Annotated in this window: 12 protein-coding genes and 2 riboswitches; of the genes, 8 read left to right on the forward strand and 4 right to left on the reverse strand. The window is 65.3% G+C overall.

Features of this window, described 5'->3' with window-relative positions; translation table 11 throughout:
• The first annotated feature begins 151 nt into the window (after positions 1-151).
• A complete protein-coding gene (locus H578_RS0101370; RefSeq protein ID WP_022871922.1) occupies positions 152-913 on the forward strand; it encodes a LamB/YcsF family protein in 762 nt (253 codons plus the stop codon).
• 3 nt (positions 914-916) lie between these two features.
• Here H578_RS0101370 and H578_RS12455 read toward each other — a convergent pair whose 3' ends face one another.
• Entirely contained in the window at positions 917-2224 is a 1308-nt protein-coding gene (locus H578_RS12455) for an MFS transporter (protein WP_022871923.1), read from the reverse strand.
• Positions 2225-2332: 108 nt separating this feature from the next.
• Here H578_RS12455 and H578_RS12460 point away from each other — a divergent pair, with 108 nt between their 5' ends.
• From H578_RS12460 to H578_RS0101405, 6 genes are all read left to right on the forward strand, one after another.
• Entirely contained in the window at positions 2333-4066 is a 1734-nt protein-coding gene (locus H578_RS12460) for a 5-oxoprolinase subunit B/C family protein (RefSeq protein ID WP_022871924.1), read from the forward strand.
• Positions 4067-4152: 86 nt separating this feature from the next.
• Positions 4153-5091 carry a DUF368 domain-containing protein gene (locus tag H578_RS0101385; protein WP_022871925.1) on the forward strand — a complete coding sequence of 313 codons (939 nt, stop codon included), beginning with the start codon at positions 4153-4155 and terminating at the stop codon, positions 5089-5091.
• A 12-nt stretch (positions 5092-5103) separates the two neighbouring features.
• Positions 5104-5201, forward strand: a riboswitch (glycine riboswitch).
• 4 nt (positions 5202-5205) lie between these two features.
• Positions 5206-5288, forward strand: a riboswitch (glycine riboswitch).
• A 51-nt stretch (positions 5289-5339) separates the two neighbouring features.
• The gene (gene gcvP, locus H578_RS0101390; RefSeq protein WP_022871926.1) at positions 5340-8255 is read left to right on the forward strand and encodes an aminomethyl-transferring glycine dehydrogenase; all 2916 of its coding nucleotides are present in this window, start codon (positions 5340-5342) and stop codon (positions 8253-8255) included.
• A gap of 99 nt (positions 8256-8354) precedes the next feature.
• Positions 8355-9476, forward strand: coding sequence for a glycine cleavage system aminomethyltransferase GcvT (gene gcvT / locus H578_RS0101395; protein ID WP_022871927.1), 1122 nt, complete (start codon positions 8355-8357; stop codon positions 9474-9476).
• Positions 9477-9575: 99 nt separating this feature from the next.
• Positions 9576-10121 (forward strand): NUDIX hydrolase family protein, encoded by a 546-nt coding sequence (locus H578_RS0101400; protein WP_022871928.1) that lies wholly within the window; start codon positions 9576-9578, stop codon positions 10119-10121.
• A complete protein-coding gene (locus tag H578_RS0101405; protein ID WP_022871929.1) occupies positions 10122-10586 on the forward strand; it encodes a hypothetical protein in 465 nt (154 codons plus the stop codon).
• Between the two features lie 262 nt (positions 10587-10848).
• Here the strand turns inward: H578_RS0101405 and H578_RS12465 are convergent, their stop codons facing one another.
• A complete protein-coding gene (locus H578_RS12465) occupies positions 10849-12027 on the reverse strand; it encodes a sensor histidine kinase (protein ID WP_022871930.1) in 1179 nt (392 codons plus the stop codon).
• A 90-nt stretch (positions 12028-12117) separates the two neighbouring features.
• On the opposite strand from H578_RS12465, the gene H578_RS0101415 reads away from it, so the two are divergent.
• The gene (locus H578_RS0101415; RefSeq protein ID WP_022871931.1) at positions 12118-12831 is read left to right on the forward strand and encodes a response regulator transcription factor; all 714 of its coding nucleotides are present in this window, start codon (positions 12118-12120) and stop codon (positions 12829-12831) included.
• A gap of 41 nt (positions 12832-12872) precedes the next feature.
• Here the strand turns inward: H578_RS0101415 and H578_RS0101420 are convergent, their stop codons facing one another.
• Entirely contained in the window at positions 12873-14603 is a 1731-nt protein-coding gene (locus H578_RS0101420; RefSeq protein ID WP_022871932.1) for a DMT family transporter, read from the reverse strand.
• A gap of 94 nt (positions 14604-14697) precedes the next feature.
• Positions 14698-15327 (reverse strand): DedA family protein, encoded by a 630-nt coding sequence (locus tag H578_RS12470; RefSeq protein ID WP_245554868.1) that lies wholly within the window; start codon positions 15325-15327, stop codon positions 14698-14700.
• Between the last annotated feature and the right edge of the window lie 50 nt (positions 15328-15377).

Raw genomic sequence — 15377 nt, forward strand, 5'->3', positions numbered from 1 at the left:
TGACCGCAGACTCAGGCGTACTCCTGGACTCTGTCAACCCTATGGCTCCTCAGGTGCGTGTGTTGGCTCAATACATTACCAGAGCGCATAAATATGACTTAGACCACATCTATGCGAAAGATCTGAGCTGTCATCTGAGTACGATGTCGGCATGGCCACAATTGATCTCAACAGCGACGTCGGTGAGTCTTTCGGCAGTTGGCAGCTTCCTGATGAGCAGATGCTCGACGTCGTCTCCAGCGCCAATATCGCCTGCGGCTTCCACGCCGGGGATCCGGTGACAATGCACCGCACAGTGGCTCGCGCCGTCGAACAGGGCGTGGCCATCGGAGCCCACGTCGGATACCGCGACCTCCACGGCTTCGGGCGCCGGGCCATCGCCTACACCGCAGAGGATCTCACCGCCGAGGTGCTGTACCAGATTGCCGCCCTCGACGGCATAGCCCGTACAGCTGGGACGCGGGTCAGCTACGTCAAACCCCACGGGGCGCTGTACAACACCATCGTCACCGATGCTGAGCAGGCCCGAGCGGTGGTCGACGCCGTCGCCGCCTATGACCGCGAACTCAGCCTGTTGCTGCTGCCGGGCTCAGAAGCCATGCGGTATGCGCGCTCTGTGGGGTTGCCCGTGGTGGGGGAAGCCTTCGCCGACCGGGCGTATCACCCCGACGGCACCCTGGTGAGCCGGCGCGAACCCGGCGCGGTGCTCCACGATGTCGATCAGGTCGTGGCCAATATGCTGCGATTCTGCACCGACCGAGTTATCATCGCCCGCGACGGCACCGAGGTGCCCACCGAGGCGGCCTCCATCTGCACCCACGGCGACACCCCCGGTGCCGCGCAGATGGCCCAAGCGCTGCGGGAAGCGCTGACCGCTGCCGGGGTGAAGATTCGGCCCTTCGCCCTCGGCTAGTCGTTAGTCCTTGGTGACCTGAGGCATCATGCCGGTCTGCGGCGGTTGCTGGCCCTTACGTGGTCCACGGCGAGCCACTCCCTGGCGCACATTGTGCCGACCGTGCACCACCCAATACAGCACCAGGGTGATGAACACCAGCGCGGTGCAGCCGATGTACATCGCCTCATAACCGAAGTTCTCCACCACCGGCCCCAAGAAAAGCGGAGCAAAACCAAACCCGGAATCCATACAGATGAAGAACGTGGAGATCGCAATACTGATCCGGTGACTGGGCACTTTAAACGTGATGAGTGCCTGCAGAGCCGGCAACATCGAACCGAACCCCGCCCCGGCTAATGCCCCGGCCAGGATGATCGCCCAAGCCCCCGGACTCCAGGCCAGCAGGCTCATCGAGGCCAGGAACACCACTAGTGACGGTGCCAGAACAGCGTTGTCCCCGTAGCGGTCCTGGATCTTGCCGGTGAACAACCGGGTGGCCAACATGCACCCGGCATAGACCAGAAAATAAACACTGGCGGCGTCGAGCATTCCCATACTGCGGGCATACCCGTTGAGGAAGGTCATCACCGAGGCGAAAGACACCCCCACCAGAGAGGCCACCAGCGCGATGGCCAGCACCCGAGGTTCGATCATGTCCGAGGGCCGCAACCACAGCCGGTCGCGTAAGCGGGCACCCGGCTTCTTGATCTCCGGGGTGTCGATAAGGACCGCCAACAACAGGGCCACTGCGGAGATAATCGAGACCATCCAGAACATCGCATCGAAGCCATAACGCTCAGAGAGCTGAATGGCCGCCAGCGGTCCGATCGCCGGTGGCAACGAATTGGCCAGCAGGTAGTAACCGGAGCCCTCCCCGCGGCGGGACTTCGGAATGATGTCGAAAATCGAGGCGGTCAGCGCCGTCTGCCCGAACCCCAAGGCCATGCCGTGCAGGATGCGCAGCACAATCAACCCGGTGAAGGTATCGACCACCAGGTACCCCAGCCCCGCAGCGGTGAAGATCGCCAGGCAGGTCACCAGGGTCACCTTCCGGCCCAGAGTGTTGACGTACTTGCCGGCAAAGAGCCTCGCCGCCAGGGCCCCGACCACGAACGCGCTAGCGGCAAATCCCGCGGCGGTCTCCCCAGCACCGAACTCGGAGGCGGCGTAGACTGCCAGGCCGGTAACCAGCGTGAAGAATGTGGTGGTGATGATCAGGTTGATGCACGTGGCGAAGATGAAGTCTTTGGTCAGCAGCGGCTCCTTCCCGGGCTCGGGGCGTTTGCCGCTGTCGGCGCCCTCAGCATTCCGGGAAGTATCCTGATCCACGCATGTGATTGTGTCATGCACACATTGCCAGATCCTGGGAAGAGCGAGGACGGTGCCGTTGAGACCGCATAGACATCGCCCGATGCCCCCGGGAAGGATGCTGGGCTGATGGTCGACGCCGTCCGCTGGGTGGGCCAGCGCGCACTGTTGGCAGAGTTCACCGCCTTGAACGGGGTGCTCGCCCTGCACCACTACCTCAGTGAAGATCCGTTGCCCGGGCAGATCGAGGCGATTGCCGCCGCTCGCACGGTGTTGGTGAGGTTCCGTTCCCGCCGGGACGCTGTTGCCGCAGTCCGCCCCCTGAAACGCCTCAAACCCAAGGCCCCGGAGCTCTCCTCTGCGGAAGACGTGGAGATCCCTGTCCACTATGACGGCGAAGATCTCACCACCGCCGCCGAGCACTTGGGGATGAGTGCCGAGGCGCTCATCACCTGGCACACCGAAACCCAGTGGGTGGGGGCTTTCGGTGGGTTCGCCCCCGGTTTCACCTACTGTGTGCCCGCCGAACTTACCCACCGCAGACGTCCCCGCCGCGGTAGTCACCACAGCCTGCCCCGGCTAGAGTCTCCGCGCACCAGCGTGCCGGCCGGAGCCGTTGCCCTGGCGGGGGAGTTCTCCGCGGTCTACCCGCGCAGTTCCCCGGGTGGTTGGCAGCTCATCGGAACCACCGATGCGGTGATGTGGGATCTGGGGCGCCCCCGCCCGGCGCTCATCACTCCCGGAACGCCAGTGCGCTACCGCCCGGTGCCCGAACGCATCACCGTGCGGCAGAGCCCCCAGAGCAGCCAGCGGCCCCAGGGCGATCAGAACCCACAGAACACCCAGCGTACGACGACGACCGGCGGCGACGTCGTCGACATCCTCGCCTCCGGGCCGCGCACCCTCATCGAGGACCTCGGACGGGGAGGCTATGCCGATCTGGGTGTCCCTCGCTCCGGGGCGGCCGACCGTGCTGCTGCCCGGCAGGCCAACCAGCTCGTCGGTAATGACGAATCCGCCGCCGTCTTCGAAGTCCTCTCCGGTGGCCTGGAACTCACCGTCCAGCAGACCGCAGTCCTCGCCGTCACGGGGGCCGAGGCTGAGGTGGAAGTCATCACCCCGCGGCCGGTGGAACGGTCAAATATGGCCCTCAACGGCACCGGAGCTGCCGAAGAGCCCCTCACCGAGGACGACATCCGCACGATTCCGCTGCGGGCACCCTTCTGGCTCTACCCGGGGGAGCGGATGCGTCTGGCAACCCCCACGCGGGGGCTGCGCAACTACGTTGCCCTCTCCGGCGGGATCGCCGCCCCCAAGGTGCTCGGCAGTGCCTCAGCCGATACCCTCTCCGGGCTCGGTCCGCCCCCGGTGCAGGCTGGTGATACCTTCGGCCTGGTGGGAGCGATGAGTCGGTTTGTCGGGATTGCTGATGTCGCCCGCACCGCTCTGCCGGAGCCTGAGTCTCCCACCCGGTTGCGCATCGTGCCCGGCCCCCGAGACGACTGGTTCGCCGGACCGCGTGGACGCAACCCCGGGCTGGAGCGGCTGACCGGACAGACGTGGACCGTCAGCGACCGGGCCGATCGAGTCGGACTGCGACTGCTGATTGATGAGGCCGGCGGGCAGCCGGTGCCCCGGACCAGGGAGGGGGAGTTGCCCAGCGAACCGGTGATCCGCGGGGCAGTGCAGGTGCCACCCTCCGGGGAGCCGGTGATCTTCCTCGCCGACCATCCGGTGACAGGCGGATACCCGGTGATTGGCGTCGTCGTGCGGGAAGACCTGGGCCTGGCCGCCCAGCTGCCCCCGGGCACGGAGGTGCGTTTCACCGCCGTGGACCCTGAAACTCTGAGCCCGCTCAGCTGAGCAGAGTATCTTGCCTTTCCGAACTACAGTCCTCCATCCCTCTGTGAACGCCGTTGAGAAAAACTCCGTTCAGAAAGCAGGCCAGTGTGACCGACTCTGAGGCGCCAGAGCTGCGCAGGCGAACCTCCCTGCCGGGCAATGTGATCCGCGGGGCACTCATCGGCATCGTGGAAACAGTCCCGGGAGTCTCCGGAGGCACTGTGGCCCTCGTGGTGGGGATCTACCATCAGCTCATCGCCTCCGCTTCGGCGCTGGTCTCTGCTGGCCGTGCGCTCATCGCTCCCGGCCAGGGGCAGGGACGCAAAAACGCTGCGGCACACCACCTCAGCCAGGTGTACTGGCCAGTGGTGGTCCCGGTGCTGATCGGTATGCCGCTGGGACTCTTCGGTGCGGTGCAGTTCCTCGCCGACGCGGTGGAGAACCACCCGGAGCTCACCCGCGCGGCGTTCTTCGGCATGGTGGTGGCCTCCATCGCGGTGCCGGTGCGGATGGCCGGGGCCCTTGCGGCCCGGCATGTCATCGCAGGCCTGGCCGCCGCAGTGGTGACCTTCTGGTTGGTGTCCCTGCCGCCGGCGCATGTGGAGCCGCATTGGTGGCTGGTGCTGCCCGCTGCCGCCGTCGCGGTTTCCGCCCTGCTGCTGCCCGGACTCTCCGGATCCTTCCTGCTGCTGACCTTTGGGCTCTACGAGCCCACCATCGCCGCCGCCCGCGACCTCGACATCGCGTACTTGAGCATCTTCGCCGTGGGCATGCTCATCGGGGTGGTCAGCATCGTCAAAGGACTGAAGTGGCTGTTGGACCACCACCACCGGTTCACGCTCGTGGTGCTGGCCGGGGTGATGCTCGGTGCCCTGCGGACCCTATGGCCCTGGCAGGATGAAAGCCGGGCGCTGCTGGTCCCAGGTGAGAACCTCACCACCGCACTGATCCTCGCGGCAGTCGGGTTCGGCGTCGTCGTACTCTTAGTCATCATCGATGTGCGCATCGCCCGCCGCCAGGCATCTGGCACAATGGCTGATAACTGAATACAGGCTGTAGTCCCCTGCGCGGGAGAGCCCGGGCTGATGTGCCCGGCGCCGAAGGAGCAAGATTCTCCCCTGACGAATCTCTCAGGCCCCCGTACCGCGCCGGGGTGGCAACTCTGGAAAGCGGCGCCGAGGGCGTCCACCCAAGGTGCAAGCCGGTCCCAGTGGCCGGTGAATCTCTCAGGTCCGATACAGAGCAACAGGGGGAGACTATCCCGCTTCATGCCTGCCCCCCGGAAGGTTCCGCAATGGTTCGTCCTGACACCCCCCGCACCTACACGGCCGAGCACGGGTTCCCCGCCCGCCACATCGGCCCCGACACCGCAGCCACTGAGCAGATGCTGGCCACCCTCGGTTACGACTCGCTGGCGGATCTGGTCGACGCCGCCGTGCCGGAAACCATCCGCACCGACCGGCCCCTGCAGTTGGGGGACGCGTTGTCCGAAAGCCAAGTGCTGGCCGCGCTGAAGCTCTTCGCCTCCCACAATCGGCCCAAGAAGCAGATGATCGGGCAGGGGTTCTACGAGACAGAAACCCCGGCAGTGATCCGTCGCAACGTGCTGGAGAACCCCGCCTGGTACACCGCATACACCCCGTATCAGCCGGAGATCAGCCAGGGCCGGCTCGAGGCGCTACTGAACTTCCAGACCATGGTGGCCGATCTCACCGGGCTCGAGATCGCCAACGCATCTCTGCTCGATGAGGCCTCCGCCGTGGCCGAAGCGATCCTGCTGATGCGCCGGGCCAATAAGAAACACGCCGAAGCGCCGGTGATCGTGGACGCCGATATCTTCCCTCAGACTCGGGATGTCATCACCGGGCGGGCCGAAGCCGTGGGTATCCAGCTGCAGTTTGCCGATCTCAGCGCTGGACTGCCCGCCGGTGAAATCTGCGGCGTGGTGCTGCAGCAGCCGGGTAACTCCGGGGCCGTGATGGACCACCGTGCCGTGATCGCCGAGGCCAAGGATCGCGGGGCTATGGTGACGGTGGCCGCCGATCTGCTGGCCTGCGCACTCCTCACCCCTCCGGGGGAACAGGGTGCCGATATCGCGGTGGGCAACACCCAGCGGTTCGGGGTTCCGCTGTTCTTCGGGGGCCCGCATGCGGCGTACATGGCGGTGGGCCCCGGACTGCAACGGCAACTGCCCGGACGGCTCGTGGGGGTCTCTGTGGATGCTGAAGGCCGGCCCGCTTACCGGCTGGCGCTGCAAACCCGGGAGCAGCACATCCGACGGCAGAAGGCGACCTCGAACATCTGCACCGCCCAGGTGCTGCTGGCCGTGGCGGCCTCCATGTACGGGGTCTACCACGGGCCTGGGGGTCTGCGGCGCATCGCCGCGGAGGTTCATGCCCACGCCCAGGCGCTGGCCGCTGCCCTGCGTGCCGGGGGTTTCAGCCTGGTGTCCGAGTCTTTCTTCGACACCGTCCAGGTGCAGCTGGACACTGCAGAGGCAGCCGAGACCGTCATCTCCGGTGCCGAGGAGTCCGGTATCAACCTACGCCGGGTCACCGAGACCACCGTGGGCATCAGCTGTGATGAAACCACGACGCCGGAGCACTTGGCCGTGGTGCTACAGGCGTTCGGGGTGGCCGCCGCACCTGATGAGCAGCAACCCACTGGGCAGTACGCCTTCAGCTCTGAGCTAGTGCGCAGCAGCGAATTCATGACCCACCCTGTCTTTCACTCGGTGCGTTCCGAGACGCAGATGATGCGCTACCTGCGGAAGCTCTCCGACCGGGATCTGGCCCTGGACCGGACGATGATCCCGCTGGGTTCCTGCACGATGAAGCTCAACGCCGCCGCGGAGATGGAAGCGATCTCCTGGCCGGAGTTCGCCGGGATCCACCCCTTCGCCCCCGAACACCAGACCACCGGGTGGCGGGCACTCATCGAAGACCTCGAAGACAAGCTCGCCGAGATCACCGGATACGCCGCGGTCTCCGTCCAGCCCAACGCCGGATCCCAGGGGGAGTACGCCGGGCTCTTGGCCATCCGGCAGTACCACCTGGCCAACGGGGAGGCCGAGCGGGATATCTGTCTCATCCCCGCCTCCGCGCACGGGACCAACGCCGCCTCGGCGGTGCTCGCCGGACTGCAGGTGGTCGTTGTCGCCACTGCTGCCGACGGCACGATCGACATGGAAGACCTGCAGGCCAAGCTCAGCCAGAATCCCGACCGAATCGCCGGGATCATGATTACCTACCCTTCCACCCACGGGGTGTACGAATCCGATGTGCGCGAGGTTTGCGCTGCCGTGCATGACGCCGGCGGTCAGGTTTACATCGATGGGGCGAACCTCAACGCCTTGGTGGGCCTGGCCGAGCCGGGTCGGTTCGGCGGCGACGTCAGCCACCTCAACCTGCACAAGACGTTCTGTATCCCCCATGGTGGGGGAGGTCCCGGCGTCGGGCCGGTGGCAGTGGCGGAGCATCTGGTGGATTTCCTGCCCCGCCGTGGAGTGGGCGGAGCCTCCGGCAGTGCGGATGAAGCCGGTGCCGGCAGCTCAGCGCCGGTGACGGCCGCGCCCTATGGTTCCGCTGGAGTGTTGCCGATTAGCTGGGCCTATGTGGCGCTGATGGGCGGCGACGGGCTCACCGCGGCCACTGCGCACGCGCTGCTGACCGCCAACTATGTCGCAGCCCGGCTGAAGGACCATTACCCCACCCTCTACACCGGAGAGAACGGGTTGGTGGCCCACGAATGCATCCTTGACCTGCGTGAGTTGACCAAAGCCTCCGGGATCACCGCGGAGGATGTGTGTAAGCGGCTCATCGACTACGGCTTCCACGCGCCCACCCTGGCATTTCCTGTGGCGGGAACGCTCATGGTCGAACCCACCGAGTCGGAGGATCTGGGTGAAATCGAACGGTTCATCGAGGCCATGGTGGCCATCCGTGCGGAGATCCAACAGGTCATCGATGCCGAGCACGACGCCGCCGACTCCCCTTTGCGCCATGCTCCGCACCCTGCTGCGGTGGTCGCCTCGGAGACCTGGGACCGCGCGTATTCCCGTCAGCAGGCGGCCTTCCCGGTGCCGGGCCTGCGCGGGGAGGGCTTCGGCCCGGATAAGTATTTCCCGCCGGTGAGTCGAATCGACGGCGCCCACGGGGATCGTAATCTGGTGTGCTCCTGTCCGCCGCCTGAGGCCTTCGCCGCCAGCTGATGTCTTCGAATGCCAATCCCGCATAACCCTGTGAACCGTGCATCACGCTATAGCCCTATGCAGAGTTCATAGTGTTATGCAGAACGTGAGAGAGACCCCATGACTGACCTCAAAGAGACCGCGCTCACCGCTGAACATGAGGCCCTCGGTGCTTCCTTCACCGACTTCGGCGGGTGGCGCATGCCGCTGAAGTACTCCTCGGAGGTCGCCGAACACCAGGCAGTGCGCGAACGCGCCGGCATCTTCGACCTCTCCCACATGGGGGAGGTGCGGGTCATCGGTCCGGATGCGGCGGTCTTCCTCAACACCGCGCTGGTGGGCAATTTAGCCAAGGTCAGGCCCGGTCGGGCGAAGTACTCCCTCCTTTGCCAAGCCGACGGTGGCATCCTCGACGATCTCATCTCTTACCGGATCACGGAGACCGAGTACTTGGTCATCCCGAACGCCGCGAATCGTGAGACCGTGGTCCAGGCTCTGACACAGCGAGCCGAGGGTTTCGACGTGGAGATCTGGGACGAGTCTGAGGGAATTAGCTTGATTGCTCTGCAGGGGCCGGCCTCGGAGCACATCGTCTCCTCCGTGGTGCGCGCTTCGGAGACGTTTTTGGTTGAAGAGCTGCCCTATTACGCCCAGACGACGGTGACGATTGGTGGGGACGAGGTGTTGCTGGCCCGTACCGGGTATACCGGGGAGGACGGGTTCGAGCTTTACCTGCCGGAGGACCGGGCTGGGGCGCTGTGGCGAGCTTTGCTGGAGGCCGGATCAGATGTCCAGCTGACGCCCTGTGGACTGGCTAGCCGAGATTCGCTGCGACTGGAAGCCGGCATGCCCTTGTACGGCAACGAGCTGAGTACTTCTCGGTTGCCACAGGAGGCGGGACTTCCCGTGGTGGCGTTCTCCAAGGAGGAGGACTTCGTGGGACGGAAGGCTCTTCAAGAGGCCAAGGAAAGCGGGTTGGGGCGAACCCGTGGTCAGCGGCTGGTGGGACTTCAGGGTCGTAGCCGTCGTGCCGCCCGCTCTGGGTATGCAGTGCTCGACGCCGCCGGGAAACAGATCGGTGAAGTCACCTCAGGTGCCCCCAGCCCCACGCTGGGGACCGCGATCGCGATGGCTTATGTCGACGTCGCCTACCGCGATCCGGGCACGCAGGTACAGGTCGATGTCCGCGGTAAACCTCAGCCGTTCGACGTCGTCAACCTCCCCTTTTACCGACGCCGTTGAGTGAGCGGAGCGGGGAGCATCTAGGAGACGGGCTGGGGTCCTGCGGAAGGTGGGGCGCTTGAGTTCGCCGGGCGGGGAGGGGTGAGGCATCATGGTGGCATGTCATCCGTGCGTACTCCCGACCCGAACCCGGGCTGGCTCTCCGAGGAGGACCTCTACGAGGCCCGGCGTCGGCTTCCGATCGTCTACGTCGAAGCCCTTCCTGTGCGGCTGGATTCCCTGGGCTACGTCACCGAGATCGGGCTGCTCTACACCGCCGACGACGATGGCCGCTTCTACCGCAGCGTGGTCTCCGGACGTGTGATGTACCGCGAAACGGTTCGGGCCGCTCTCATCCGGCATATTGAGAAAGATCTCGGCTCGCTCGCCCTGCCGCAACTGCCTGCTTCCCCCACGCCATTCACCATCGCTGAATACTTCCCCTACCCCTCAGAGACCGGGCTGGTCGACGATCGTCAGCACGCCGTCTCCTTGGCCTATGTGGTGCCGGTCAACGGGGAATGCTCACCTCGGCAGGACGCCTTGGAAGTCAGCTGGCTCACCCCGGATCAGGCTCTCTCCCCGGAGATCCAAGCCGAGTTCATCGGAGGTCGGGAGAAACTGGTCCGCCAGGCCTTGGCGCACTTAGGACACACAGGTGGGTAAATGATGACGACGCCGGCACCAGAGAAAACCACAGGACGGCGGCGCAGTGCGCGTCACCACAAGCCCAAGCCCCGCTTGCGTCTGGGCTACACCGCTTGGCTGATCTCCTGGCTCGCCCCGACCCTGGTCATGGGGGTCATTCTGCTGAGCCTCGCCCTGGTCCCAGGCTGGGACACCGAGTTTCTCGCCCCACTCATCCCGCTGATCGGTGGCGCCGCAGTGGTCATTGGTCTACCGGGAACACTGTTTGTCACCTGGCTGCTGCGCCACCACACCAACCCGGTGGTGCACGTGCTGGGGTACGTCGTCGTCGGACTGCTTTATGGACCGGTGGTACTCCTTGAGGGTGCCGGCGGGCTGGTGCCCATGCTGATTCCCATTGTCGGGTTCCCTGCCGGTGTGCTGTTGGGGCTGGCCCGGTGGGCAGTGCAACCCATGGCGCAGGTCCTCGAACCGGAGGGATAACGCCCTTCAAGATGAGCGTGAGGGCGGGGCAGAGCGGGCAGTGGCTCGGGCGGCGCCGTTCTCACCGCCCGAGCCGCAGGCTGGACGAAGACCTCCTGAGCCGTTGCACCGAAACTCAGAATGCTCGAATCCGGTCTGATCGGTGAAGTGCACCGTTACTGCACTTGCAGCGCAGATTCTTCCCGCTGAAGACCCGGCGAACTAGTCCACTTTTGTCTAAAACGTTCTAACCGGGGGAGCTCGCTGGAGTTGCCGGACCGGCTTATGCGCGCTTCATTCCGGTGATCTCCACGCGCCAGTTCCCGTCAGCGTCGATTCCATGGGTGGCCTCTCCTCCGAAGGCAGACGCGCGGTCGCGCACACCGATAAGCCCGGCACCGGAACTCGACCACTGGGCCCCCACACGGTCCTCCACGATGGTGTTGGTCACTGTGAGGTCGACCTGCTCAGCAATACTGAGTTGTACCCGGCAGTGAGCACCTTCGCCCGCATATTTGGCGATATTGGTGGTGCACTCCTGCAGGATGCGGTACAGCGCCGCGTTGACGGACCGGGATAAGGAGTCGACGTCGCCAGTCACCTGCTGTTCCACGGCGATGCCGAGTTTTTCCAACCGCTGGCAGAACACGCGCAGTCCGTGGCGGACGTCGAGCTCGGTCGCTGACCCCGGTGACCCCAGGTCCTCTCCCTGGTCCGGGTTGAGCAGCGCCAGCATTCGGCGGAGATCCTGCAGTGCGGCCCGGGAGGAATCCCCGATGACGCGCACCGCTTCCCGGTAGGACTCCGGGGTGTTCTCCAGCTGAGCGGCCCGGGACTGCATGGCGATGATCGTCATGTCATGGGCGACGATGTCGTGTAGATCCCGTGCGATGGATTCCCGTTCAGCAGTGACCGACTCCCGGTGGCGTTCCTCGGCCTCTTCCAGGTCCTGCTTGGACTGCAGTCGAGCGTTGGTCGCATTGCGGAAAGCCCCGCCTAAGCCGTAGGCCCCCAGTAGTAGCACGCTGACCGCCACGAACGTACCTAACCCCGCTGAGGGCTGATCCATCCCGGCCCCGAGCAGTGCCGCCCACAGGACCATGATCCCCAGGGTGACGCGACGGAACGTACGGGTGGCCGTCATCGCTGTCAGCCCGGTTAACAACACCGCCAGCAACACCGAGTAGGCGATCCCGTCGACGAAGAGAGCCAGCACCAGGATCACCGCGCCGGCCGCCGCAGCGTAGGTGACACAGATCCACAGCAGGATCACACAGATCAGTGATAGCAGCCCGGCGACCCCCAGCGCCCAGGGGAATTCGGAGCTGGTGAGTAGTTCGTAGAGCACATCGGCGCCCAGGGCGATACCGAAGGCCAGAGTGACGATGACCAGCATCCACTTATTGAGCGTGCGGCAATGCCAGAAGCCTCCGTTCTCAAACTCATCGACCACGCTCGCCATGGGTAACACCCTAGTAAGAGACCTCAACGGATTCTGGAAGCACCCAGCAGACGTCCAGAATGCGGTGTGGTGAGTGCATAGGATGAACCCATGACCATTGACGATGAGCACCATGACACCTCGGGGCGATCCGGGGAGACGCGGGTGGTCATCGCTGACGACCACCCAGTGATGGCCACAGCCCTGCGCACCTATGTGGACTCCACCGACGGAATGCAGTGCGTGGGCCAAGCTCGCAACGGTCGTCAAGCTGCAGAGATGTGCGGGGAGCTGAGCCCCGACGTCGTGGTCATGGACCTGCACATGCCCCAGATGGACGGTATTGAAGCCACTCGGGCCATTCGCGCGATCTGCCCGCAGACAGCGGTCTTGGCGGTGACTACCTTCTCCACTGAGCGTTATGTCATTCCCGCCCTGCGTGCTGGGGCCGGGGGATACATCGTCAAGGATGCCGAACCAGAAGAGATCATCGAAGCGATCCGGCAGGTCCATGAGGGCTTAGCACCGTTCTCCCCGGCGGTGGCGCACCAGCTGATGGTCTCCGTACGCAACGACCCGGCCCAAGTGGCCAGTGCCCTGGAGCGTTTTCCCCACGCTCCGCATATCCCCGACCGGGAACTCGAAGGGTTGAAACACCTGGCGAGCGGGTGCTCGAATGCGGAGATCGCTCAGAAGATGATGGTTTCTGAGGCGACGATGAAGGTGTACATGGGACGGCTCATGCAGCGGCTTGAAGTCCGGGATAGGGTCCAGCTCCTCATCCGCGCTACTGAGCTGGGACTGGTGGATCCCTCACTGGACTGAACCCCTAGGGCCCAACGCCACGTGGGAGCTGAGTTGACTGCTCAGATGATGTCTTCCAACGGGCGGCCCATGGCGGCTCGGAGTTCGGCGTGGTTGATCCGGTGCCGCCGTGATTGGGTCGCCAGGATGACGATGAACGCGCTCATCGCCGCGCCGATGGCCACCCAGGGGCTGGATACCTCCCCGAAGACGCGCGGGAAAACCAGCCAGAACATCCCCCACCCCAGTCCGAGGGCGATGGTGACCCGGCCGCGTTCGGTCATCGAGTAGAACGCCGCGGTCCAGACGCACAGGAACAGGCCCAGACCCGCCCACAGCAGTGAGGGAATACCGGGGATGTCCCAGCCCCAGGACGTCAACCGCGCCGAGAGCGCCGAGGTCGCCTGCACCAGTGCGAAGCCGAAGAAGAGCCCGACGACGTCGTCAGTCAACTGGCGTTCCATACGGTTGCGTGCGGTGTAGTGGTTGAATTGGCGGATCGCCTCGAGCAGGGTAAGCGCCATCGCCACCGATGCCAGCGCCACGATGGTGATCCACCCGGCGTACAGCCCCGCGGTGACAACGAGCATGCCCAGTGCGGCCGATCCGACGAGCCAGCCCGAGCGGCGTTGCCGCGGGGTGGACTCCTGGCTGGGCTGCCACTGGAACACCGCGTGGGCGACGAGCCCGAGCGCGAGCACCGGCCAGAGCCAGTACACGTTGTGGTCCGGAGTCAGCAGGGCGTACTCCCCGGAGAACCACCCGCCGGAGTACTGCTCATTGAGGCCATTACCGGGCAGGATGGACGACTCGGTGCCGAACCATCCCAGCATCCACATCACCGAGGCCACAGCCGCTGCGGCACCGAGGGTGACGAAGATGCGCCGGGCCAAATCTGTGGTGGTCGGTTCTGGGTCGGGATCCCGGGAGGGGAGGTTGTACGGAGGGATGTAGGTGTAGAGGTCTTCCTCATCGTCAGCGGATTCGTAGCGCACCGGTTGTTGGTGCCCAGAGGTGGCGGCCTCAATGGCTGCGGCCTTCTGAGCGATGAGGTGACGTTGACGGTCGTCGTCGAGCTGCTGACGCGTCCGCGGTGGGGGCGGCAGAGCGACCCGGCCCTCGGCGGTCTCCGAGGGGTCGGACTCACCGGGGTGGTCCTCCTCCGGTACAGGCGGCAGAATCTGGGTGGCGTCCTCCCAGCCGGTGCTGACCTCAGCGCCGGTACCGGGTGCAGGCGGGCCGGGCTCTGACGGTGTGCTTGTCACACCTTCTGCGGTGGGCTGCGCTGCCCCTTCTGCTGGGGTGGTCTGCTGTTCGGTGGGCGGAGCGTTCTTCTGCGCACGCCGCTGTTGGCGTTGAGCCCACCAGCTCTTGAGTTTCTGGTCTAGGGAGTCGAAGAAATCCGGGGAGGACTCCTGGGCGGCAGAGGGGGACGACGCCGGCGCGGACGGTGCGGAGGAGGTGTGCGGCTCAGCGAGCACGACCTCCTCGGACGTACCAGAGGGTTCAGCCTCGTCCGAGGGGGATGAGGCAGACGAGTCCGGTGAATCGTCAGAGTCGGTGGGGGCCTCAGTCTCGGAGTGTTCGTCCTCGCTCACGGTGCCGGGGCCGGGTTGAGCACTGTCGGTGGAGGTGGCCCGGTCTTCGGCACGGGTGGAGCCGGCGTCGTCGGCCTGCTCCGGTGCGTGGTGCTCCGGTGCGTGGTGCTCCGGTGTGTCCTGGTCAGGTGTGTTCTCGTCTGGGGCATCGGTGTCCACACCCGCTGCGGCATGATCGCGAGACTGATCGGTCAACAAAGCCTCCCCGATTCGGTGCGGTGCATGGACATGCCGACGCTGCGGCCTGAGGCGCAAGCACCCCGGACGGACCGGAGGCGCTTGATGAGCCTCATTCGTCGGCAGACGATGCTTCCAGCCGAACCTGAGCAGAAGCACGACGCCGCCTGGTGTAGAACACGGCGATTGCCAACCCGACAAGGGTACCCACCCCAATGCCGATCAGAGTGCTCACCAGAGGGGGAGCGCCCGTAGTTGTTCCCGTAATGTAACCCAATCCCACCAGCCATAACGACCAGATCACCGCCCCGGGGATCGCCACCGACAGTGCCCGCCCCCAGGTGATACGCATCATCCCCGCGGTGGCCATCGAGGCTGCCCGCCCCCCGGGCACCCACCGAATGAGTAACAGCCCCACCAGAGTGTTCGCCTGACCGACCCGGATGGCGGTACGGAGCACCAGCCGATGCATCCGCCGACCCCATCGCCAGCGATAGAGCACCCGGAGGAGTTGATAGCGGAAAGTGGCGTAGAGGGCGACGTCGCCAGTGAAGCAGCCCAGAGTCGTCACCGCGATCACCGCACTGAGAGGAAGCCGACCGTCGGCGGCCAGCGCACCGGAGGCGATGACCATGATCTCGGAGGGGAACGGCGGAACGAACGCGGTCAGCGCCACGAGTAGAGCCTGCAGAGGCAGATACCACAGCCCCCACTCCTGCAGAAGCTCGAGCAGCTCGTTCACCGCCACCCCCTCGCCTGACCTGTTGACCCGTCCGGCCCGTTACTCGACGT

Origin of the sequence: Nesterenkonia alba DSM 19423, assembly GCF_000421745.1 — a bacterium.
Lineage (GTDB): Bacteria > Actinomycetota > Actinomycetes > Actinomycetales > Micrococcaceae > Nesterenkonia > Nesterenkonia alba.